The organism is Janthinobacterium sp. ROICE36 (genome assembly GCF_002869965.1).
Taxonomy (GTDB): domain Bacteria; phylum Pseudomonadota; class Gammaproteobacteria; order Burkholderiales; family Burkholderiaceae_D; genus Janthinobacterium.
The window spans coordinates 1-20,435 of record NZ_PEBS01000091.1; the positions used below are offsets into that span (position 1 = coordinate 1).

23 protein-coding genes are annotated in these 20,435 nt (G+C 62.6%); 15 read left to right on the forward strand and 8 right to left on the reverse strand.

Translation table 11 applies throughout. The features are described from left to right. The first annotated feature begins 262 nt into the window (after nt 1-262). The 3 genes from CSZ94_RS24350 to CSZ94_RS24360 all read left to right on the forward strand — a co-directional run bounded on the left by CSZ94_RS24350 (nt 263) and on the right by CSZ94_RS24360 (nt 2,711). On the forward strand, nt 263-781 hold the full coding sequence (locus tag CSZ94_RS24350) for a hypothetical protein (RefSeq protein WP_258001175.1): 519 nt from the start codon (nt 263-265) through the stop codon (nt 779-781). Nucleotides 782-1,013: 232 nt separating this feature from the next. Further along, a complete protein-coding gene (locus tag CSZ94_RS24355; protein ID WP_102123883.1) occupies nt 1,014-1,787 on the forward strand; it encodes a ferredoxin--NADP reductase in 774 nt (257 codons plus the stop codon). A gap of 333 nt (nt 1,788-2,120) precedes the next feature. Continuing rightward, nucleotides 2,121-2,711, forward strand: coding sequence for a DJ-1/PfpI family protein (locus CSZ94_RS24360; RefSeq protein ID WP_102123884.1), 591 nt, complete (start codon nt 2,121-2,123; stop codon nt 2,709-2,711). Here the strand turns inward: CSZ94_RS24360 and CSZ94_RS24365 are convergent. From CSZ94_RS24365 to CSZ94_RS24375, 3 genes are all read right to left on the reverse strand, one after another. Further along, on the reverse strand, nt 2,708-4,174 hold the full coding sequence (locus CSZ94_RS24365) for a serine hydrolase domain-containing protein (protein ID WP_219726047.1): 1,467 nt from the start codon (nt 4,172-4,174) through the stop codon (nt 2,708-2,710). The genes CSZ94_RS24360 and CSZ94_RS24365 overlap by 4 nt on opposite strands. Nucleotides 4,175-4,259: 85 nt before the next feature. Beyond that, nucleotides 4,260-4,589, reverse strand: coding sequence for an immunity protein Imm33 domain-containing protein (locus CSZ94_RS24370; RefSeq protein ID WP_102123885.1), 330 nt, complete (start codon nt 4,587-4,589; stop codon nt 4,260-4,262). 7 nt (nt 4,590-4,596) lie between these two features. Continuing rightward, on the reverse strand, nt 4,597-4,965 hold the full coding sequence (locus tag CSZ94_RS24375) for a hypothetical protein (RefSeq protein WP_146009890.1): 369 nt from the start codon (nt 4,963-4,965) through the stop codon (nt 4,597-4,599). 128 nt (nt 4,966-5,093) lie between these two features. Between CSZ94_RS24375 and CSZ94_RS24380 the strand changes: the two genes are divergently transcribed. The 3 genes from CSZ94_RS24380 (at nt 5,094) to CSZ94_RS24390 (ending at nt 6,444) form a co-directional block, all read left to right on the forward strand. Then, a complete protein-coding gene (locus tag CSZ94_RS24380; protein ID WP_102123887.1) occupies nt 5,094-5,495 on the forward strand; it encodes a GFA family protein in 402 nt (133 codons plus the stop codon). 208 nt (nt 5,496-5,703) lie between these two features. Then, nucleotides 5,704-6,015 carry a hypothetical protein gene (locus CSZ94_RS24385; RefSeq protein ID WP_102123888.1) on the forward strand — a complete coding sequence of 104 codons (312 nt, stop codon included), beginning with the start codon at nt 5,704-5,706 and terminating at the stop codon, nt 6,013-6,015. 180 nt (nt 6,016-6,195) lie between these two features. Further along, nucleotides 6,196-6,444, forward strand: a complete 249-nt coding sequence (locus tag CSZ94_RS24390) for a DUF3297 family protein (protein WP_102123889.1) — start codon at nt 6,196-6,198, stop codon at nt 6,442-6,444. Between the two features lie 91 nt (nt 6,445-6,535). Here the strand turns inward: CSZ94_RS24390 and CSZ94_RS24395 are convergent, their stop codons facing one another. The 4 genes from CSZ94_RS24395 to CSZ94_RS24410 all read right to left on the reverse strand — a co-directional run bounded on the left by CSZ94_RS24395 (nt 6,536) and on the right by CSZ94_RS24410 (nt 9,878). Beyond that, a complete protein-coding gene (locus CSZ94_RS24395) occupies nt 6,536-7,183 on the reverse strand; it encodes a hypothetical protein (protein ID WP_102123890.1) in 648 nt (215 codons plus the stop codon). Further along, complete coding sequence (locus tag CSZ94_RS24400; protein ID WP_102123891.1) at nt 7,180-8,040, reverse strand: hypothetical protein; 861 nt, start codon at nt 8,038-8,040, stop codon at nt 7,180-7,182. Before CSZ94_RS24400 ends, CSZ94_RS24395 begins: the two co-directional genes overlap by 4 nt. Nucleotides 8,041-8,121: 81 nt before the next feature. Further along, complete coding sequence (locus CSZ94_RS24405) at nt 8,122-8,940, reverse strand: glutaminyl-peptide cyclotransferase (protein WP_102123892.1); 819 nt, start codon at nt 8,938-8,940, stop codon at nt 8,122-8,124. Then, nucleotides 8,937-9,878 carry a LysR substrate-binding domain-containing protein gene (locus tag CSZ94_RS24410; RefSeq protein WP_258001176.1) on the reverse strand — a complete coding sequence of 314 codons (942 nt, stop codon included), beginning with the start codon at nt 9,876-9,878 and terminating at the stop codon, nt 8,937-8,939. The genes CSZ94_RS24405 and CSZ94_RS24410 overlap by 4 nt, the downstream gene beginning before the upstream one ends. 103 nt (nt 9,879-9,981) lie before the next feature. On the opposite strand from CSZ94_RS24410, the gene CSZ94_RS24415 reads away from it, so the two are divergent. The 9 genes from CSZ94_RS24415 (at nt 9,982) to CSZ94_RS24455 (ending at nt 17,200) form a co-directional block, all read left to right on the forward strand. After that, on the forward strand, nt 9,982-10,455 hold the full coding sequence (locus tag CSZ94_RS24415) for a CidA/LrgA family protein (RefSeq protein ID WP_258001177.1): 474 nt from the start codon (nt 9,982-9,984) through the stop codon (nt 10,453-10,455). Beyond that, nucleotides 10,452-11,141 (forward strand): LrgB family protein, encoded by a 690-nt coding sequence (locus CSZ94_RS24420; RefSeq protein WP_102123894.1) that lies wholly within the window; start codon nt 10,452-10,454, stop codon nt 11,139-11,141. The genes CSZ94_RS24415 and CSZ94_RS24420 overlap by 4 nt, the downstream gene beginning before the upstream one ends. Nucleotides 11,142-11,205: 64 nt before the next feature. Further along, nucleotides 11,206-12,297, forward strand: a complete 1,092-nt coding sequence (mnmH, locus tag CSZ94_RS24425) for a tRNA 2-selenouridine(34) synthase MnmH (protein WP_102123895.1) — start codon at nt 11,206-11,208, stop codon at nt 12,295-12,297. A 45-nt stretch (nt 12,298-12,342) separates the two neighbouring features. Further along, entirely contained in the window at nt 12,343-13,407 is a 1,065-nt protein-coding gene (gene selD / locus CSZ94_RS24430; protein WP_102123901.1) for a selenide, water dikinase SelD, read from the forward strand. Between the two features lie 25 nt (nt 13,408-13,432). Continuing rightward, nucleotides 13,433-14,299, forward strand: coding sequence for a putative selenate ABC transporter substrate-binding protein (locus CSZ94_RS24435; protein WP_102123896.1), 867 nt, complete (start codon nt 13,433-13,435; stop codon nt 14,297-14,299). Nucleotides 14,300-14,364: 65 nt separating this feature from the next. After that, nucleotides 14,365-15,177: a phosphonate ABC transporter ATP-binding protein gene (locus CSZ94_RS24440; protein WP_102123897.1), complete on the forward strand. Its 813-nt coding sequence runs from the start codon at nt 14,365-14,367 to the stop codon at nt 15,175-15,177. Between the two features lie 17 nt (nt 15,178-15,194). Then, nucleotides 15,195-16,007, forward strand: a complete 813-nt coding sequence (locus CSZ94_RS24445; RefSeq protein ID WP_102123902.1) for a PhnE/PtxC family ABC transporter permease — start codon at nt 15,195-15,197, stop codon at nt 16,005-16,007. Further along, the gene (gene phnE / locus CSZ94_RS24450; RefSeq protein WP_102123898.1) at nt 16,004-16,804 is read left to right on the forward strand and encodes a phosphonate ABC transporter, permease protein PhnE; all 801 of its coding nucleotides are present in this window, start codon (nt 16,004-16,006) and stop codon (nt 16,802-16,804) included. The genes CSZ94_RS24445 and phnE overlap by 4 nt, the downstream gene beginning before the upstream one ends. Before the next feature lie 30 nt (nt 16,805-16,834). Then, entirely contained in the window at nt 16,835-17,200 is a 366-nt protein-coding gene (locus CSZ94_RS24455) for a hypothetical protein (RefSeq protein ID WP_102123899.1), read from the forward strand. A 34-nt stretch (nt 17,201-17,234) separates the two neighbouring features. Here CSZ94_RS24455 and CSZ94_RS24460 read toward each other — a convergent pair whose 3' ends face one another. Beyond that, nucleotides 17,235-20,249, reverse strand: coding sequence for a beta strand repeat-containing protein (locus tag CSZ94_RS24460; protein WP_102123900.1), 3,015 nt, complete (start codon nt 20,247-20,249; stop codon nt 17,235-17,237). Between the last annotated feature and the right edge of the window lie 186 nt (nt 20,250-20,435).

Genomic DNA, 20,435 nt, shown 5'->3' on the forward strand with positions numbered 1-20,435 from the left:
ACAAACCACGTTCACTTTCGCCGCTTACAACCTGACGCGCATGGCGACGATCTTTGGCTGGCGTTTATCGGCGGTGGTTGGATAACTCCGTCCATAGAGTACGGAAAGCACTAAAAAATGTCAAAAAACGGCCTGAAAAGTGGCTGAAAACTGCTTTTTAGGCAAAATGCGGCTTCCAGCCCGAAAAATTCGCATGTCTGGCGACAAAATCCGAAGGACTGGGGTCTTTTTTCAACACCCTGCTAAGCCACCGAGGAAGCCATTGCAAGCACGTAACCATCATATCGACGCTCTGCGCGGCGCGGCCATCCTGTGCGTGCTGCTGCTGCTGCTGCACTGCGCGCAGGCCTATGGCTTGAAGAACAGCCCGCTGTCGGCCTGGCTGCTGGCCCTGTCACTCATCGTGCTGCTGGGCGTGCTGAACGTGCCCTTCTTTGCCAATTCGGATGGCGGCAAGGACTTGTCAGCCAGCTATTTCGTCATTGCCATCGCTTCCGTACTGACCTTCTGGCACAACGTGCTGATGCAAAGCGCCGGCTATTTCAATTACTGCCTGAACGTGTACTGGTCGCTGTCGGTCGAGGAAATGTTTTATCAGCTGCTGCCGCTGTCGTGCCGCTTCTTGCGCCAGCGCCTATGGATCATGCTGCTGTGCGGCGCTGCCATCGTGGCCGGCCACGTCTATCGCAGCGTGTCCGAACCGGCGAATGCTGCCCTGCGCCGGCGCTTCCGGGGCGCCGCGCCTGCACGCGCGGGCGCCAGCCCTGGAGCGGCGCCTTGAAAAGTGAGCCAGGTCAAGAACGCGCATGCCCACGGCCCGTTTGCAGGCAAATTTCAGCCTGAACTTGCCATTCGCACTATAATGTCGGCACCGCGTGCGGCAGCAATGGCGGCGATAGGCGGTAACAATTTCATGTGCAGGCCGGTACAATAGCGTCTGGACCTACACAGGGCTTCACTTTTGCCAGCAGTTGCCAGCAACTAACCATTTTTTTGACCAGCCAACAAACACTATGAGTTCGATGAATGAAGAGCGCGTATTAAGCGTGCACCACTGGACGGATACCCTGTTCTCCTTTACCACCACGCGCGACCCGTCGCTGCGTTTCTCGAATGGCCATTTCACCATGATCGGCCTGCGCGTCGATGGCAAGCCGTTGCTGCGCGCCTACAGTATCGCCAGCGCCAATTACGAAGAACACCTGGAATTTTTCAGCATCAAGGTACCGGGCGGTCCATTGACGTCGCGTTTGCAACACTTGCAAGTGGGCGACACCGTCATCGTCGGCCGCAAGCCGACGGGCACCTTGGTGTCCGACTACCTGCTGCCAGGCAAGCGCCTGTACATGCTGTCGACGGGCACGGGCCTGGCGCCCTTCCTCAGCATCGTGCGCGATCCGGACATCTACGAGCGCTTCGACCAGCTGATCCTCGTGCATGGCGTGCGCCAGGTCGATGAACTGGCCTACCGCGAGCTGTTGGAAGAGCACCTGCCGAAGCATGAATTCCTGGGCGAAATGGTCAGCGACAAGCTGCGCTATTACCCGACCGTCACGCGCGAAGACTTCCGCAACATGGGCCGCATCACGGCGCTGATCGAGAACGGCAAGCTGGCCGAAGACCTGGGCTTGCCGGAGCTGAACCCGGCCGAAGACCGCGTCATGATCTGCGGCAGCTCGGACATGCTGCGCGACCTGAAAGAGATGCTGGAAGCGCGTGGCTTCAAGGAAGGCAATACCTCGACGCCTGGCGACTTCGTTGTCGAGCGCGCGTTCGCCGAGAAGTAATCCGCAACGCTCCTGAGGCCCGGTTCCGCTGCTTCCTGCGGCGGCACCGGGCCTTTTTCATTGGTGCTTCAACGGCCTGGCTGCGCGCGCCGTTTGTTCCAGATCAACATGACAATTTCAGCACCGCTCCTGTCGCACGCGGAATGGCCCGCGTGACTGCGGCTGTAGCCAACTTCCTGCCCATGCTCGGAAAGGATCAGCAGCGAAGCGCCGCCTACCGTCATTTTACCTGCGCTCCTGACAGAAATTGTCAGTACTTTTTAGTATGCTTTCGGTACCAGCGGGCTAGCCAGCCTGTAATAATAAGCTCACCAACTGCGACGGGACTTTTTCATGACACATGCCATTACCATTTTGACCGAGAACTTTGCCGATTGGGAAACTGCCCTGATCAATTCCACGGCGAGACTGTACTACGGCTTTTACACGCAGTTCGCCACGCCGGGCGGCTTGCCCGTCACCTCGTCCGGCGGCATGCTGGTCACGCCACAACTGGTGCTGGAAGATATTTCGCTCGATGATCTCGACTTGCTGATGGTGTGCGGCGGCAGCCACTGGCAAAGCGGCAAGGCTCCCGACCTGGGCCGCTTGCTGCGCGCGGCGCGCGACAAGGGCGTGGTGCTGGCCGGCATTTGCGACGGCACGCGCGTGCTGGCGCAGGCGGGCGTGCTCGACACTGTGCGCCACACCTCCAATTGTGCCGCCAACCTGAGCGATACCGGCTATGCGGGCGCCGCCCTGTACCAGGATGTGCCCTGGGCCGTAGCCGACCAGCGCATCATCACGGCGCCAGGCACTGCGCCCGTCACCTTCACGCAAGAAGTCTTGCGCGCCCTGGGCATCGACGACGAGAATCTGGCCGCCTACCTGGCCATGCATGGGGCCGAGCACGGCAAGGCTGCGGCAGCCCAAGCAGCCCGTTAGTCGGCGCCCAGCACGCGCAAGCGCGCCACGGCATGCGTGTTGCCGGGGTTCAGCTCCAGCGAACGGCGGTAGTGCGTGACGGCCAGCGCCGTGGCGCCATCCGCCTCGTACGCTTCGGCCAGGCTGTCGTGGCCGTTTGCCACTTGCGGGTAGAGTTGCACGCCCAGCTGGAAAACGGCGACCGCCTGTTTCGGCTGCTGCCGGCGCAGCAGGCGGTAGCCCCAGGCATTCAAGTCGTCTTCGGTGGGATCAGACAACCCATGCTGGCGTCGGATGGCCGCCAGTGTCTTGTCCAGCCCGTCGTAGCCCGCGCTGGCCGCGCTGTTGCGCAGCAGGTGCGCGGCGTACGCGCCGCCGCGCTGCCAGCGCAGGGAGGGAATGTAGAAGCCGGCGACGGTATCGATCAGCTGTTCCGGCTGGCCGCCGGCCAGGTTGCTGAGGATAATGACCGCCAGGCCATCGTCCGGATACACATAAAAGGCGGAGCGGGCGCCGCCGATGCCGGCCACGGCGCGGTGGGCATCGCGGCCGATGGTGGGCCAGCCCAGCGCCCACGGCGCCGGCTTGCCGTCATTCAAGCTGGTCGGCTGCCACAGCCGTGCCACGCTGGCGGGCGCCAGCAAGCGTCCCGACTGCAGCGCGATGAGCCAGTTCGCCAGTTCGCCCGCATTGCTGTTGATGCCGGCCCCGGCGCGCATGAATACGGGGAAATCCTCGTTCACGTTGCGGTAACCATTGTCGCCCCGGTCCAGCACGTAGGAACTGGCCTTGTTGGCGACCACATCCTTCGCGTCGCCAAAGCCGCTGTGCGGCATGCCCGCCACGTCAAACTGCTGGCGCTGGATGAAGGAGACAAAGGGCTGGCCGCTTTGCCGCTCGATCAATTGCGCCAGCAACACGTAATTGGTCTGGTTGTAGCGGTAGCGCTGGCCTGGCCGGGCTTCCACAGGCAGGGCCTGCACGGCTTTCCACGCCGCGTCGGCGTCGTCGGGCTGGGGCCCCACCAGCTTGCCGCTGCGCTGGTCCAGCACATCGGGCAAGCCCGAGGTATGGTTGAGCAACTGGGTCACCGTCACGGCTTGCCAAGCCGATGGCAAGCCCATCAGATACTGGCCGATAGGCGCCGCCAGGTCGATCTGGCCCTGCTGCACCAGTTGCATCACGGCCACGCCCGCAAACGCTTTCGTCGCCGAATTGATGGAAAACAAGCTGGCGTCCGTCACCGGCACCTGGTATTGCAGGCTGGCCAGGCCGAAATTGCGCTTCAATACGACCTTGCCACGCTGTATTACTGCCAGTTGCAGCCCTGGAATCTGGCGCTCCTGCATTTCGCTGCGCACAAAGGCGGCAATCTCCTGTGCCGCGCGCGATGCCTGGGATGGGCTGGCAGTCGAGGCTATCACACCAGCGGGGACGGCGGCTAGCGCCATGACGAGCAGGACGGACGGAAGGCGTGGCTTCAAGATGCGGCTTTCGACAGGAGAAAACGGAACAGCAGCATCCCATACCTATTTATCAACGTCAACGACAATCTTGCCGATGAAAAAGTTACTCTGCCAGCCACACGTCTTCATAACCTTCTCGGTCGAGAATGAATTTGGCGCCGCTGGGCAAGGCCAGGTAATCGAGCACTTGCGGCAGCATCTCGTGCAGGTGCTCGGCATGCAGGGGCTGGTAAAAGTCGCTGGCGTCGTCGTGTTCGCCGCAGTGGATGAACCAGCTGATGATGCCCTTGTCCGGCAGCACGATAGGCGTGCCGTAGATGGGCGATTGCGCCAGGGTGCCGATGGCCAGGGCCACCATGGGCTCGGGCGCCTGCGCCGGCAAGCCGAATTTGTCGCAGATGCGCTGTTGTGTTTCGCTGATCAGTTCGGTCATGCTGCGCTCAGGATCCGATGTAGTGGTAATGCAGGCGCAGCGCGCCGTCGTGGCCGGACATTGCCAGGTGCAAGGTCGCTTCGCCCGGCTTGCCATCGGCCAGCAACAGGCATTCCATACCCAGCGGGCCGGCGTCGGTGGCATACACATCGACGGCAGGACGACCGCCCTTGCCCTGCACAAAGGCCTGCGCCAGCGGCACCAGCGACAGGGCCTGGTTTGCCGCAAAATAGCTGTCAAGCATCTCGACGATCTCCTCGGCCACGGCTGGCGACAGGGACCAGTCGCGTTGCAGCGCAACAGGATCGCGCCGGTCGAGCGTGTGCACGAAGGCGGCCGCCTGCGCATATGCCTGTTGCCGCAGGCTGTCGGTCATGCGCATTTCCATGCTGCGACTCCTCTCTGTTGAACAGGCGCCATTATAGTGCGCGCCCGGGCCGATGCCGCACAGTCGCCATGCCAGCAGTTGCATGACAGTAAGGCATCCCTGTAAAGTGGGTCACGATGAAAAAAACCTACCATGGCAGTTGCCACTGCGGTGCCGTGCGCTTCGCGGCCGAGATCGACCTGACGGCCCCCAGCCTGCGCTGCAACTGTTCCTATTGCCTGAAAGTGCGCTGCTGGGCCAGCCAGGTGCCGCCCACGGCCTTCCACCTGCTGGCCGGAGAAGCGGACTTGAACGCATACCGCTTCGGCGCCGGCCGCGAACGCCATTATTTTTGCCGCCATTGCGGCGTGCGCCCGTTTGGCCACGGCGATTCTGCACGCAGCGGTCCGTTTATCGGCATCAGCGTCAACTGCCTCGATGATGCGTCGGTGGCGGAACTGGCCCAGGTGCCAATCACCTTTATCGATGGCAGGCATGACGAATGGGACACGCCGCCGCAGGAAACACGGCATCTGTAAAAATGCAATGCAGAAATGGTTGTCACGCACCACGGAGTTTTCCTACGTGGCGACAGCTAGTGTCCCTATGGTGAAGCGAGCGTCAGGCAGCGAAAATGGCCTCACCGGTGCTACACGGCGCCGTAGACCAGGCAGCAACATCCTGAATCCATCCTCACGCCATCCTTGGTGCGGATGATGGCGCAGACTAACCATAGGGGTAACGATCATGACTTCAAACAGCAACGACAAAAGCGGTAAGCAGTCGGACAAACAGCAATCGGGCAATCAACAGTCGGACAAGCAGTCCGGCACCCGCCAGTCATCCGGTAGCACCCAGGGCGGCAAGCAGGAGCAGGATTTCGAGGCGGGCCGACAAAGTCACAAGAATGACGGCGACAAGCAATCCGCTTCGCAACAATTAGGGCAAGGCAGGAGCGCCAGCGAACAAGCGGGTTCCGGCGCCGGTTCGCGCGGCGGCACGCATGAGCAGCATGTGGAAACGGGACGTCAAAGCCATAAGAATAATGACAAGTCCTGATTGCCGGGTCGTGTGAGTTCCGGCAAATCTGCCGGAACTCCGCTACAGCATGGACCGGTGCGGCAGTGCCGTGCCAGCCCATGGGTACCGCACGGCCAGGCCGCCATTTCATGGATGGTCCGACAGGTGAGGTGCGAAAGGCCGTTGTCTGGATCGGCATTCTGGGTGATAATTACGCCCATGAACGATACCACCACCTTACCCCCATTGCCCGATCGCCTGTCGATCGACCCTAGCAGCCCTTACCACGTTGCAGCCGTGTTCGAGAACGACGTCGGCATCCGCTTCAACGACAAGGAGCGTCTTGACGTGGAAGAATATTGCATCAGCGAACGCTGGATCAAGGTCGCTTCCACCAAGTCCCTCGATCGCCGCGGCCGTCCGCTGCAGATCAAGCTGAAGGGTACAGTCGAGGCGTTTTACCGCTAAGCAACACACTGAGCAACACATTCAGTTGTCATCGAGGCCGATTTCCATCGGCCTTTTTTACGCCTGCAGGTAGTGCTCAGCCGCGTAGCAATCAGGCGGCCGGCGGCGGCTGGTAAGCGCAAAAGCCCGGCCACTGGTCGCGGCTGTCGCACACTTTCAGACAACCCTTGCCATCCTTGAAGGTCGCGCTGACCTGGATGGGAAAGCCATATTTGGGCGTGATGGCATTGAAAGCGGACGGACAGCTTTTCTCGTTGCTGAAGCGGAAAGTGATCTCTTCGCGGCGGTCCTTGCGTTCAAATTTCAACATAAAGGTTTCATTGCTGTTCCACTGCGCCTTGCCCGGCACGCGGAAGCGGTAGCGGGCCCCGCCTTGCTGCTGGCCGTCGATATGTTGACCGAAGACGCGGCTGCTGGCCGTGGCCGTCTCAACCTTGGCAACCGGATACACGATGGCAAACATGTAAGTGCGAGCGAAACCCTGGTCGAAACCGAGGCCTTTCTGGTAGAACGGCACGACGATATGCGGCGCGCCCGCGTATTCCACCGTGTTGCGGGCCGTCACGCGCGACGTCAGCTTGTCGTCGGGCACTTGCCCGAAGACCACGTCCAGTTCCAGCAACGCTTGTTGCTTGTCGATATCTTGTGCCAGATAATCCTTGGGGAACATTTCGCCGTGCACGCAGCCGGCCAGCAAGGAGGCGGCGAAGCAGCCGGCGATAAGTTTAGGTATTGTCATGGCTGTTTTCCTTCTGGCGGCGTTGAACTGAGGCCCAGCCCCGTCACTTGCCAGCCATTCTTGCCTTGTTTCCATTGAAATTGCTGGCCGAACCAGGCCAGTTCCAGCTCGCGCCGGATGCGGTTTGAGTCCGTGCGGCCCTGGCGCGCCTTGATGGCGACGCCCGCCTGCTCGGAAGCCAGCTTCGAGAGGGGTTCCAGCCACCGATTGTACGTGTCGGGCGGCAATGCCAGCACGCCGGCCACGCCGTCGTCGCGCGTGGCAACGATGATTTGCAACTTGCTCAGTTTCCTGGCGAGATAGGCGCCGCGCTGGCGGTCGGGCGAGATGGAAACCAGCATGGGCGATGCGTAATCGCCCGTGACGTTACCGGCCACGTCAAACCACAGCAACTCGCCCGTGCCCGTGTCGAGCGCGCGGCCGTCGCGGGCAAACAGCAGCATTTCGCTGCGGCCCGGCTGCGGCACGCCCCATTCGGGGTCGCGCTCCGTGCGCACCATGCTGTCGCGCTGCATGGGACTGATGGGACGCATCAGCGGTTCGCCATTTTGCACGCCGATGAGGATGGTGCCCTGCCCCGTATAGCCCTTGCTAAACGCCAACAGCATGGGCTGGCCCTCGCGCTTGGCCTTGATGGGGCGCACTTCCACCACTTCGCGCGCGCCGCCGGGCCAATAGCCCTGCTTGCGAAACGACAAGGTGACGAGCGAGTCAAAGCGGTCGTTCGTGACGACGAAGTCGCCGTATTGTTTGGTCACCGGCACATACGGCGCTTGCGCCAGCGCGGCAGGCAAGACGGCGGCGGCCAGACTGGCGGCAACCGCCAGGCGGCGCAGGGGGAAAGAAAGGGACAGCATGGCATCCTGTAAAGGTCGCATTGGGCGAAGGATGAGCATCATAGACGATTCCTCACCACCCACACTGTCCGGTAGGAAACATCAATGGCGCTGGATTTCGATCAGCTCGATTTCGAACAACTTCGGCCACAGTTTACCCGTGACAAACAAGCGCTTGCCACGCGCATCCCAGGCAATGCCGTTGAGCACGGCGTCGGGATTGGCCGTGCCCCGCTGCTCGGGTGGCAGCAAGCCCGTCAGGTCAATCCAGCCCACGACCTTGCCGCTGGCCGGATCGATGCGGGCGATCACGTCCGCGCCCCACACATTGGCGTACAGTTCGCCATCGACCATTTCCAGTTCATTCAGGCGGTCGATCGGGCGGCCTTCCGCCTTCACCTCGAAGCGGCGCACCTCGGCCAGGGTTTTCGGATTGAGCACGCGGATGGCGGAAGTGCCGTCGCTCATGTAGACGAATTTGCCATCGCTGGCCAGGCCCCAGCCTTCGCCCTGGTAGCTGAAGGTGCGTTTCAATTTGAAGGTTTTCTGGTCGAACACATAACCGGTCTGCGAAATCCAGGTCAGGCCCAGGATTTCATCGCCCACGTCCGTGATGCCCTCGCCGAAGACTTTTTTGTCGAGCATGCTTTTCTGCAGCACCTTGCCCGTCGTCAATTCCACCTTGCGCAAGGAGGACTGGCCGTTCTGGCCCGTGCTTTCATACAGGTGGCCATCCTTGAACAGCAAGCCCTGGGTGAAGGCCTGGGAATCGTGCGGATAGGTATTCTTGACGAAATAGCCATACACGGGCAGCGCAGCCTGGGCGTAGCCCATTTCGCTCATCAGGCCCATGGTGCATAACAATCCCAGCAGCAGCGAGCCGGCGGTGCGCTTCAGACTTGTTTTACCGATAATCTTCATATTCTTGGCGGAGGTTGGCGAGCGCCTATTGTAAACGTGCCGCGTCCGCCATGCGCGCCCTGACGAGGTCCAGCCAGGCGCGCGCGGCAAACGACAGCCGACCGCCACGGCGCCAGGCCAGCATCAGATTCCATTCCACGGGCGGGCCGGCCGGCCAGGGGAATGACGGCAAAGTGCGCGGCATCAAGCGTGTCGCAATACATCTTCGGCAGCAAACAGATACCCACGCCCAGCCGCACCAGCGAGGCGATGAAGTCCCACTGGCCGCTGCGGCCCGTGATGCGCGGCGCGAAACCGGCCCGCTGGCAGGCATCCTGCACGATGTCGTTCAGGGCAAACGCGGCGCCATAGAAAATGAAGGGACTGCCGGCCAGCTCGGCCAGGGCCACGGAAGAGCGTCCCTGCCACGGCGAGCCGGGCGCCGCCAGCAGGCACAACGGTGAGCGCACGAGGGGCAAGGCTTCGAAATCCTGCCAGGTGGCCGCGTTGCCCGGATAGTCGAGCATGGTGCCCAGTTCCACCGTGCCGGTGCGCAAGTCGCGCTCGATGGCTTGCGTGCCGCTTTCATACATCTTCAGCTCGATGCCCGGATAGCGCTGGTGGTATTCGGCCAGCCATGGCGCCAGGGTGGAATGCGTTTGCGGCGACACGCCCACGCGCAACTCTCCCCGCTCCAGCGCTTGCAAGTCGCGCAATTCCACTTTCAGTTCCGCGTGCAGGGCCAGCAGCTCATGCGCGCGCGACAGCACCACTTTGCCCGCGTCCGTCAAGGTAAAACGCTTGCCGGCGCGGTCCAGCAAGGCCAGGTCCAGCGACTGTTCCAGCTGTTGGACCATCTTGCTGACGGTGGGCTGCGTCACGTGCAGCTTGGCGGCGGCCCGCGTAAAACTGTTTTGCTCGACCACTTCGACGAAGTAACGCAGGGAGCGGATATCCATGATGCATTCCAATATCGAATGATAATCATAAGTTTAAGTCATTTTATCTTTTGATGTGGGCTCACTACAATGCACACTTCCCCCAGTCGTTTGAAAGCCCGCCGTGAAAGCACCAGCCTTGCAGCATGCCATCCATTCGGCCGCCGCCCTGCCATCCGCCCCCGCCTGGCGCCAGCCCGCGCAGACCGCGTGGCAAGTGGGCGTGCTGATTGCCGCCTGGTGGCTGGCCGACGAGGCCGCTTCCGCCCTGCACTTGCCGTTTTCCGGCGGCGTGGTGGGCCTGTTCTTGCTGGTGGCCCTGCTGCTGTCCGGCTGGGTGCGACCGGCCGCCATCGAACTGGGCGCGAACTGGCTGCTGGCCAACATGCTGCTATTCTTTATCCCGCTGGTCGTATCCGTAGTGCAATTTACGCAACTGTTGAAGTCGCAAGGTCTGATGCTGTTCGTGAATATCGGCCTGGGCTTTGCCAGCGTGATGCTGGCCACGGCCCTGACCGTGGAATGGGTGTGCCGTAATGAACGCAAGTTGCGCCTGCAAAAACTCGTGCGCCAGCGCACAGCCAGGGCGCAAGCATGAGCACCCTGGTGCTGTCCTTGCTGTTTTTGCTACTGACCCTGGTGCTGTTCTATGCCAACCAGGCCGTGCACCGCCGCCATCCGCATTTCTTGCTGACGCCCGCCATCTGTACTTCGGCGCTATTGATCGTCATCGTGCAGGCGACCTCGACGCCATTTGCCACGTATTTCGGCGAGACGCGCTGGCTGCCGTGGCTGCTGGGGCCGGCCACCATCGCGTTCGCCCTGCCCATCTTCCAGGAGCGCAAACTGATCCGCAAGCACTGGCTGGCCCTGTCGCTGGGCAGTTGCGCCGGCATCGTCGCCTCCGTGGCCGCCACCCTGTTGCTGGACCGGCTGCTGGGGGTGCACGGCGACATGGCGCGCAGCCTGCTGGCGCGGTCCGTCTCGACGCCGTTCGCGCTGGAAGCGTCGCGCCACATGGGCGGCTCGGCCCAGCTGACGGGCATCTTCGTCGTCATGACGGGTTTGTTCGGCTTGATGCTGGGCAAACCCTTGTTAACACTGCTGCCCTTGCGCATGCGCATCGCCCGTGGCGCCCCGTATGGTGCGGCCGCTCACGGTTTCGGTTTGTCCGTGGCGCGCCGCGTGGGCACGGAAGAAGGCGCCGTGGCCAGCCTGACGATGATATTTTCGGGCGTCGTGACGGTGCTGCTGGCGCCGCTGCTGGGCAAGCTCTTAGGCTAGTCCCACGGCACGGGCCTTTATCGGGGATAATACGTCTTTCCCCATTCCAAGCAGCCGCGCCACGATGAAATACCCTGCAGTCCTGCCTTTCAGCGACATCCTGCCACGCCTGCATGAATTCGATGCCATCATCGACGTGCGCAGCCCGTCCGAGTTCGCGGAAGACCACTTGCCGGGCGCCATCAACCTGCCCGTGCTGGACGACGAGCAGCGCGTGCGCGTGGGCACGCTCTACAAGCAGACGAGCGCCTTCGAAGCAAAAAAACTGGGCGCGGCGCTGGTGGCGAAAAATATCGCGCGGCATATCGAAGAGGGTTTCCTCGCTCATCCGCACGACTGGAAACCGCTCGTGTATTGCTGGCGCGGTGGCAACCGCAGCGGCGCCATGGTGCACATCCTGGCGCGCATCGGCTGGCCTGTGGTGCAGCTCGATGGCGGCTACAAGGAATACCGGCGCCATGTGAATGCCGAGCTGGCCACCCTGCCCGAGCGCTTCGACTTCATCAATGTGCTGTGCGGCCCCACGGGCAGCGGCAAGAGCCGCTTGCTGCAAGTGCTGGACCGCCAAGGCGCGCAAGTGATCGACCTGGAAGACCTGGCGGCGCACCGCGGCTCCGTGCTGGGCGGCTTGCCGGATGCCGACCAGCCCTCGCAAAAAGCGTTTGAAAGCGCGCTGTGGCAGCAGTTGCGCCATTTCGACCCGCAGTTGCCCGTCTTCATCGAATCGGAAAGCAAGAAAGTGGGCCGGCTGCGCGTGCCCGATGCGCTGATGGAAAAGATGCGCGCCGCCGATTGCACCGACGTGCGACTGGCCACGGAGCAGCGCGTGCAATTGCTGATGGACGATTACGCCCATTACGTGGGCGATGCGGCGCGCCTGAACGTGCAACTGGCCCTGTTGACGCAGCTGCATGGCAAGGAGAAAATTGCTCATTGGCAGCAACTGGCCACTTCTGGCCGCATGGCCGAGCTGGTGGAAGCGTTGCTGGTCCAGCATTACGACCCCGTCTACCGGCAATCGATTGCCCGCAACTTCAGCCGCTACGCCCAGGCAACGCCGCTGGTCTTGCCCGACATTTCAGAACATGCCTTTGAGCAAGCCGCGCGCGCATTATGTGCTATCGTCGGCGAGCCCCGTACCGCCAGCGCCGCGTAAGCGTCGGCGCAGCTTCCAATGACCTTTTTCAGCAGGATGACGACCATGTCCGATAGCGCAGCAACACCAAATACACCCATCCGCTTGACCGAATTTGCCCATGGCGGCGGCTGCGGCTGCAAAATTGCGCCAGGCGTGCTGGCCGACATATTAAAAGGCAGCGGCGGTTTTCCTCTGCCGAAGGAATTGCTGGTCGGCATAGAAACCTCGGATGACGCGGCCGTCTACCAGCTCAACGACGAGCAGGCGCTGATCGCCACCACGGATTTCTTCATGCCCATCGTCGACGACCCGTTCGACTTTGGCCGCATCGCCGCCACCAACGCCATTTCCGACGTGTACGCCATGGGCGGCACGCCCATCATGGCCCTGGCCCTGGTGGGCATGCCGATCAACAAGCTGCCGGTGGAAACCATCGGCCGCATCTTGAAAGGCGGCGAAACCATCTGCGCCCAGGCCGGCATTCCCATCGCGGGCGGCCACACCATCGATTCCGTCGAACCGATCTATGGCCTGGTCGTGCTGGGCCTGGTCCACCCCTCGCAAGTGAAGCGCAACGCGGGCGCGCGCGTCGGCGATAAATTGGTATTGGGGAAACCGATCGGCGTAGGCATTTTGTCGGCCGCGCTGAAGAAAAATGCGCTGGACGCGGCTGGCTACGCGTCCTTGATCGATAACACCACCAAATTGAATACCCCGGGCAAGAAACTGGCCCTGCTCGATGGCGTGCATGCACTGACGGATGTGACGGGCTTCGGCTTGCTGGGCCACACGCTTGAACTGGCGCGCGGCGCCAAGTTGCAGGCGCGCATCGCCATGGATTCCGTGCCGCTGCTGCCGCAAGTGCAGCAACTGGCGCAGAACGGCAACATCACGGGCGCCTCCGGCCGCAACTGGCAAGGTTACGGCGCGCAAGTGGCGCTGGACGACAGCCTGAGTGCCATCGACAAGGCGATCCTGACCGACCCGCAAACGGCCGGTCCGCTGCTGGTGGCTTGCGCACCGGAAGCCGTCGAGCAAGTGCTGGCGATTTTCCGCGCCGAAGGCTTTGGCGACGCCGTCGTCATTGGCGAGATGCAGGAAGGCAGTACCGGGGTTTCCGTATATTAATGAACAATTTTTTAAAGGCAGTCCCATGACCACGTTTTCCAAATTCCCCGCCATCCTGGCCACCGTTGCCGCCACTCTGGCCATCCACAGCGGCCTGGCGCAGGCGCAGCAAGTGTTGCGCGTGTCCGCCATTCCCGACGAAGCGCCGACGGAATTGCAGCGCAAGTTCAAACCGCTGGGCAATTACCTGGAGAAAAAGCTGGGCATGAAGGTGGAATTTACGCCTGTCACCGATTACGCGGCGTGCGTGGAAGGCTTGATCAATAACAAGCTCGACATGGTCTGGTTCGGCGGTTTCACTTTCGTGCAAGCGAATGTGCGCAGCGGCGGCAAGATCGTGCCCCTGGTGCAGCGCGAAGAAGACACGAAGTTTCGCTCCGTGTTCGTCACCACCAGCAAGGACATCAATCAGCTGTCCGACCTGAAGGGCAAGAATTTCACGTTCGGCTCGGAATCGTCGACGTCCGGCCATTTGATGCCACGCTACTACTTGCTGGCAGCCAAGATCAACCCGGACACGGACATGAAGCGCATCGCGTTTTCCGGCGCGCATGATGCCACCGTGGCGGCCGTGGCTGGCGGCAAGGTCGATGCGGGCACCTTGAACATTTCCGTGTGGGAAAAGCTGGTGGAAGCGAAAAAGGTCGATCCAAGCAAGGTGCGCGTGTTCTACACGACGCCCGGCTACTACGATTACAACTGGAGCGTGCGCGCCGACATGAATCCCGTCGTGCGCAAGAAGCTGACGGACGCCTTTTTGGCGCTGGACCCATCCACGCCTGAAGGCAAGGAAATCCTGGAGCTGCAGCGCGCCACGAAGTTCATCCCGACCAAGGCCGAGAACTACAAAGATATCGAAGCGGCCGCGCGCAATGCCGGGTTGCTGAAGTAAGCCAGCCAATCCGCTGGCCGGCAGCGCCCCACAGGCGAGCCGGCCGGCACCTTCCCCATTTTCGCATGACATTCCAACTTCACAAGCTCAGCGTCCACCACGCGGGCGCCGCCGGCAATGCGCTGGCCCTGCGCGAGCTGGACCTGGACGTGGCCCAGGGCGAACAGATCGCCCTGATCGGCCCCTCGGGCGCCGGCAAGACCAGCTTGCTGCATACGCTGGCCTGCGCGCTGCGCCCCGAATCCGGCAGCCTGAACATCCTCGGCACTTCCCCCTGGCAGATCGCCAGCAGCGAACGCCACGCCTTGCGCGCGCGATTGTTCCTGGCGCCGCAAACGCCGCCGCTGCCGCCGCGCCAGCGGGTCGTCAACGCCGTGCTGGCGGGCCGCTTGCCGCAATGGAGCTTGTGGACGGCCATCCGCTCCCTGCTGGCGCCCGTCGATCCGCGCGCCGCGTGGGGTGCCCTGGGCAAATTCAATCTGCAGGATAAATTGTATGCGCGGGTCGACCGCCTGTCCGGCGGCGAACGCCAGCGCTGCGGCATGGCGCGCGCACTGGTGTCGAACGCGGAAGTGTTCCTCGTCGACGAACCGCTGTCCGCGCTCGACCCCACACTCGCTTTGCAGACGATCCATGTGCTGCAGGCCGAAGCGACGGCGCGCAACGCCACCCTGATCTGCAGCCTGCACCAGGTGGAAATCGCCCGCGCCTGCTTCACGCGCATCGTCGCCTTGCGCGATGGCAAGATCGTCTTCGACTTGCCCAGCGCCGAGGTCAGCGACGCCATGATAGAGCAGCTATACCGCAACAAGGCCGATCCGGCGCCGCAGTTCGAGGCGGTGGAGGCGAATCTGGACGCGGCGAGGCCCCTTTGCTGAAGAGCGCCAACGCCGCCATGCCACGCGATCCCGCCTGGCGCGGCCGCCTGACCACTGCTGCCATCGTGCTACTCGTGCTGTGGCCGATGCTGGTGCAGGCCGAATTCAAGCCGTGGATCTTATTCGATGCGCAAAGCCTGGCAGCCACCTGGCAATTCATTGCCAGCTTCGTGCCGCCCGCCCACTCGCTGGAATTTCTGCAACTGGTGGCCGTTTCCAGCTGGGAAACCATCGCCATGGCCACGGCCGGCATGGCGCTGGCCATGCTGGGGGCCATACCGCTGACCTTACTGGTGACGGAACGCCTGTCGATTTCGCGCATCGGCTCTGGCCAGGTGTCGCCGCTGGCTGCCAGCGTGCGCCACGCCGTGCGTGCGCTGCTGGTGCTGCTGCGCAGCGTGCCGGAACTGGTCTGGGCATTATTGCTGGTGCGCATAGTCGGCCTGGGGCCGACGGCCGGCGTAATCGCCATTGCCCTCACGTATTGCGGCATGCTGGGCAAGGTATATGCGGAAATCCTCGAATCGTCGGACGCCGCTGCCTGCAACGCCCTGCTCCACAACGGCAGCGGCCGCTTGCAAGCCTTGCTGTACGGCGCCCTGCCGGAATCGGCCGCCGAATTGGTGTCGTACACGATTTACCGCTGGGAGTGCGCGATCCGCGGCTCCGTCGTCATGGGTTTTGTCGGCGCGGGCGGCCTGGGCCAGCGCATGGATGAATCGATGAAGATGATGGCGGGCAATGAACTGGCCACCATGCTGATGGTGTTCGTGCTGCTGGTGGCGGGCGCCGATGCCGTTTCCGCCATGCTGCGCCGGAGGCTGGCATGAAGCAAGATTCCACGTTTCTGCCCATCGCTGCCCCAGTGCGCTGGTCGACCTGGGCCTTGCTGGCCGCCTTGCTGCTGCTGGTCATCGCCAGCTTTGCCACCCTGCACCTGAAATGGGGCGAGTTCTTCAGCGCCGATGCAGTACGCACCAGCGCCGACTTCCTGCACGGCTTCGCCCCTCCCGAACTGGCGCCCAACTTTTTGATGAAGGTCGGCGTGGCCACCTTCGAGACGCTGGCCATGTCGGCCATCGGCACGCTGATCGCCGCTCTCCTGGGCGCGCTGCTGGCCCTGCCCGCCAGCGGCCGTTTCGGCAAGCTGGCGCGCAACGCCACGCGCGCCATCCTGAACGTGCTGCGCTCGATTCCCGAACTCGTGTGGGCCTCGATTTTGCTGATCGCCGCCGGCCTGGGCCCGTTCGCGGGCACCCTGGCGCTGGCCCTGCATACGGTGGGCGTGCTGGGCCGTCTGTTTGCCGATGCGTTTGAGAACTGCCCGCCCTTGCCGGCAGCAACTTTGCGCATCAATGGCGCCCGACCTGCAGTGGCTTTCCTGTATGCCACTTTGCCGCAGTGCAGCCCGCAAATGATGTCCTACACCTTGTACCGCTGGGAAAATAATATTCGCGCCGCTGCCATCCTCGGCGTCGTCGGTGCGGGCGGCCTGGGGCAGATGCTGAAATACCATCTGTCGCTGTTCCAGATGCAGGCCGCCGCCACCGTCATCGTCGCCATGTTGCTGATGGTGGCCGCCGTCGATGCGCTCAGCTACGTGTTGCGCCGCGCCATGACCAAATAAGCTGTTTAATTTTTATCAAGGAACTTACGCATGGCAGGCTGGTGGACGATTATCTCGACAGAAACTCCGGAACAGATGGCCGACCTGGCCAAGGTCAATAAAGACGCCATCCTGGCCACCTGGGAAGCGGGCTTGGGCGGCCTGGGCTGGATCACGCAACTATGCGAGCAAGGCAAGGCGACCCAGCTGACCTGCAACGGCTTTCCAAACCGCTACACGGCGCTGGCCTCCGACCTGACGCCCCTCCTGGCCAGCGGCATCGCCAAGGCGCAGGAAGGCGCTTTCCTGGAAGACCGCCCCGCCGGTTGGCCCGGCAGCATCACGCTGCACCAGGAGCGCATCTCCGCTTGCCTGCCTGGGCAGGTATTGACGGTGAAAGTATGGGACCAATCCTGAGCGGAAAACCTGAGTCAGCCAGCGGCGCTGCGGGCTATTTATCCGCTCCCTCCGCAAGGACCAGGATCCACCGTTTCCCATTGACCATGATTTTCACCTCGAACGGCAGCGCGCCGGCAGGCGCGGCCGAGACGTCGAAACTGTGCGTCTGCGCAACGTAGCGCAGCCATGCCGGCAGAGGCGCGTCATCGGTTCTGCTGATGCGCACCGATCCGCGCGTGTCTGACAGGGCCGCAGTCAACGGCGCCGGCAAAGCAAAGCTGAAAGCGTCACCCTTGCTCACCATATCTTTGGGAATCGCCACGCTCACCATGCCCGGCTGGCCATCCGACGACGGGCGCACCAGCGACACCGTGATAGCGCTATCGCGCTGGCCGTCGACGATACGACCACCCGCAACGGGCGCTTGCAGCGTCAACGGCGATGCCGCCGTGGTCGGCGCCGGAACGACAGGCACGGTGACCGGCAGTTGCGGCACCTGGGTAGGCTGGACGCCTGCGGCCAGAATACTGGCGCTGGTGCTGGCGCTGCTGTTTTGCAAGCTGTAGTTGGCGGCATCGCTACCCGCGATATTGATCCCCATGACCGTGACCGGCTTATTGCTACCCACATCGGCATTGGCGAAGCTTGCCCCGCCATCGGCGAGCGTCAGCGCATCGCCGGCTATGCGGTTATCAGCGAGCACGACCAGCGCGGCGGTCGTTCCATCGAACTGCCGATCGATCCCCGTGGCGCCCACTGTCAGCGCGCGCGGCGTGATATTGGCCGTGGTGGTGGTGAGCCCCGCACCCAGGACATAGTTAGCGGCATCGGCGCCGCTGGCCGAGATATTGCTGACGCGCACAATCTTGCCCACACCGGCGTTCTTGTCCGCGAAACTGGCATTGCCGGTCAGCGTCAACAGATCCCCCTCCACCCGGTTGTCCGCCAGTATCGCGCTGCTGCCCGTGCCGCCGTCGTAGATACGGTTGACGCCGCTTGCGCTGACCGTCAAGGCCCGCGCCATGATGTCGGCCGTGGTCGTGGCCGAGGTGTTGTGGGTATAGTTGGCCGCGTCGGTACCGGCGACCTGGATACCCGTCACATTGACGGCCTTTGCTGTGCCGACGTTCTTGTCGATAAATGTCGCCGCTTCATCACTGACGCTCAGCGCGTCGCCGGCAACCCGGTCATCGGCCAGGGCGACCGCCGCATTGCGGCTGCCGTCATACACGCGGTTGGCGCCGCTGGCACTGACGTTGAGCATGCGCGGCGTGATATCGGCACGGGCAAGGGCCGTGGCACTTTCCAGAGCATAATTTCCGCCGTCGCTACCGCCTATGCTGATGCCGCTCACATTGACCGTTTTGCCGATGCCGACATTCTTGTCCAGGAAATTGGCCGATGCATAGCTAAAGCTGAGCACGTCACCGGTGACGACGCTGTCGTCCGGCGTCAGGAGCGTCACATCCACGGTGCTGCCGTCATACACGCGGTTGCTGCCATTGGCGAACACCGCCAGGGTGCGCGGCGTGATGTTGGCATGCGCCGTCGCCGTGGAGCTGTCGAGACTGTAATTGCCCGCATCCGCGCCGCCGAGACTGATGCCGGTAACATTGACCGTTTTGCCAACGCCCACGTTCTTGTCGAGGAAATTGGCGGCGCCGTAGGAATAGCTGAGTACATCGCCGCCGACCACGCTGTCATCGGGAATCAAGGTGGCCAGCGCGGTGCTGGCGCCGTTGTAAACACGGTTGCTGGCATAGGCGAACACGCTCAGCGGTCGCGCCGTGATAGTCGCCTGCGTCGTTGCGCTCGTACTGCCGATGGCGTAGTTGCTGGCGTCGACCCCGCTCAGGCTGATTCCCGTCACACTGACGGTTTTGCCGGTACCGACATCTTTATTCAGGAAATTGGCGGCGCCGTAAGAATAAGTCAGCTGGTCGCCGGACACGACGCTGTCGTCCGGTATCAAGGTCACGGCATCGCTGGTGCCGCCGTCATAGACGCGGTTGGTCCCGCTGGCGAACACGTCGAGCGCGCGCCTGCTGATGTTGGCTGTCGTGGTGGCGCTCGTACTGGCCACGCTATAGTTGCCGGCATCCAGGCCGCCGATGCTGATGCCGACGACGTTGACGGTCTTGCCATTGCCCACGTTCTTGTCGAGGAAGTTGGCCGACGTATACGAATACGTGAGCGCGTCGCCGAACACGACGCTGTCGTCCGGCGTCAGGAGCGTCACATCCACGGTGCTGCCGTCATACACGCGGTTGCTGCCATTGGCGAACACCGCCAGGGTGCGCGGCGTGATGGTGCCTGTGCCACTGGCGCCCGTGAGCGTGTAGTTGGTATCGATCGCACTGCTGCCGGTCAAGGTCAGCCCCCCCAGCGCAAGCGTCTGGGCTCCCGCATCGACATTCTTGCTCGTGACCGAGGCGCTGCCGGTCAAGCCGCATGCGCTCAGGCCCGCATTGCAATCTGAACCGACCAGATTGCTGGCCTGCATCACGTTATTGCTCATCGCGGTGCCGCCGTTGTAAGCACGCGTTGCGACCAGAGCCAACGGCCGTTTGAACACCGTGTAACTCAGGCCTGCGTCGGGGAGGAAGGCGTAGTCGCCCGCGTTGGCGCCGCCCAGCACCAGTCCCGAGCTGTAGATGATCTGATAATGCCCCGCATTCGAGCCGACGCTGGGCGCGCCGCCAAACAAGGCGCTGCCGCTGACGTCCAATCCAAGGGCGGCAATGCCATTCGCGTCCAGCAGTGTGCTGCCATTGAACAGGCTGTAGGTAAATGTACCGACGAGGTCGCCGTAGATGTTACTGCTCTGGCTGCTGCTCACCTGCACGCTCAGCGGCTTGGAAATCGGGCAGTTGGCGAATGCAGTCAGGCAGGGGTAACCGTTGTTGACGGTGGCCTTGATTTGCCACACGGGCAGCAAAGAAAAATTCCAGCCGGCGCCGGTGAAGGTGCCCATGGTTTTCATTTCGGCGCTGGTCTTGCCCGTGCCGCCAGCGCTGGCCGCCTGGCCGCTGGTCTGGGTATCCCAGAAGCTGTTGCTAATTGTCAAGACCGGCCTGGTTATATACGCGTTTAACGAATAATTCCGGCTTTTTCTCCTGCCATTTCGTAACTGTTCAGCCGGGGGCTGGCTGAATCGGGTTTCCAGCGAAGGCGCGTTGCAAGACGGCGAGCATGCCATGGCCTTGTTTCCGTAGCGTGTCGAGGCAGGAGCGAATAACGCAGAAGTTTTGCG

What these genes read in the sequence shown, in the direction of transcription:
- CSZ94_RS24455 (WP_102123899.1), top strand. Translation starts at nt 16,835, where the DNA reads ATGGCAGGCTGGTGGACGATTATCTCGACAGAAACTCCGGAACAGATG.
- CSZ94_RS24375 (WP_146009890.1), bottom strand. Translation starts at nt 4,965, where the DNA reads ATGACCGACAGCCTGCGGCAACAGGCATATGCGCAGGCGGCCGCCTTC.
- CSZ94_RS24370 (WP_102123885.1), bottom strand. Translation starts at nt 4,589, where the DNA reads ATGACCGAACTGATCAGCGAAACACAACAGCGCATCTGCGACAAATTC.
- CSZ94_RS24405 (WP_102123892.1), bottom strand. Translation starts at nt 8,940, where the DNA reads ATGAAGATTATCGGTAAAACAAGTCTGAAGCGCACCGCCGGCTCGCTG.
- selD (WP_102123901.1), top strand. Translation starts at nt 12,343, where the DNA reads ATGTCCGATAGCGCAGCAACACCAAATACACCCATCCGCTTGACCGAA.
- CSZ94_RS24355 (WP_102123883.1), top strand. Translation starts at nt 1,014, where the DNA reads ATGAGTTCGATGAATGAAGAGCGCGTATTAAGCGTGCACCACTGGACG.
- CSZ94_RS24435 (WP_102123896.1), top strand. Translation starts at nt 13,433, where the DNA reads ATGACCACGTTTTCCAAATTCCCCGCCATCCTGGCCACCGTTGCCGCC.
- phnE (WP_102123898.1), top strand. Translation starts at nt 16,004, where the DNA reads ATGAAGCAAGATTCCACGTTTCTGCCCATCGCTGCCCCAGTGCGCTGG.
- CSZ94_RS24380 (WP_102123887.1), top strand. Translation starts at nt 5,094, where the DNA reads ATGAAAAAAACCTACCATGGCAGTTGCCACTGCGGTGCCGTGCGCTTC.
- CSZ94_RS24420 (WP_102123894.1), top strand. Translation starts at nt 10,452, where the DNA reads ATGAGCACCCTGGTGCTGTCCTTGCTGTTTTTGCTACTGACCCTGGTG.
- CSZ94_RS24395 (WP_102123890.1), bottom strand. Translation starts at nt 7,183, where the DNA reads ATGACAATACCTAAACTTATCGCCGGCTGCTTCGCCGCCTCCTTGCTG.
- CSZ94_RS24445 (WP_102123902.1), top strand. Translation starts at nt 15,195, where the DNA reads ATGCCACGCGATCCCGCCTGGCGCGGCCGCCTGACCACTGCTGCCATC.
- CSZ94_RS24400 (WP_102123891.1), bottom strand. Translation starts at nt 8,040, where the DNA reads ATGCTGTCCCTTTCTTTCCCCCTGCGCCGCCTGGCGGTTGCCGCCAGT.
- CSZ94_RS24440 (WP_102123897.1), top strand. Translation starts at nt 14,365, where the DNA reads ATGACATTCCAACTTCACAAGCTCAGCGTCCACCACGCGGGCGCCGCC.
- CSZ94_RS24360 (WP_102123884.1), top strand. Translation starts at nt 2,121, where the DNA reads ATGACACATGCCATTACCATTTTGACCGAGAACTTTGCCGATTGGGAA.
- CSZ94_RS24385 (WP_102123888.1), top strand. Translation starts at nt 5,704, where the DNA reads ATGACTTCAAACAGCAACGACAAAAGCGGTAAGCAGTCGGACAAACAG.
- CSZ94_RS24390 (WP_102123889.1), top strand. Translation starts at nt 6,196, where the DNA reads ATGAACGATACCACCACCTTACCCCCATTGCCCGATCGCCTGTCGATC.
- CSZ94_RS24410 (WP_258001176.1), bottom strand. Translation starts at nt 9,878, where the DNA reads ATGGATATCCGCTCCCTGCGTTACTTCGTCGAAGTGGTCGAGCAAAAC.
- mnmH (WP_102123895.1), top strand. Translation starts at nt 11,206, where the DNA reads ATGAAATACCCTGCAGTCCTGCCTTTCAGCGACATCCTGCCACGCCTG.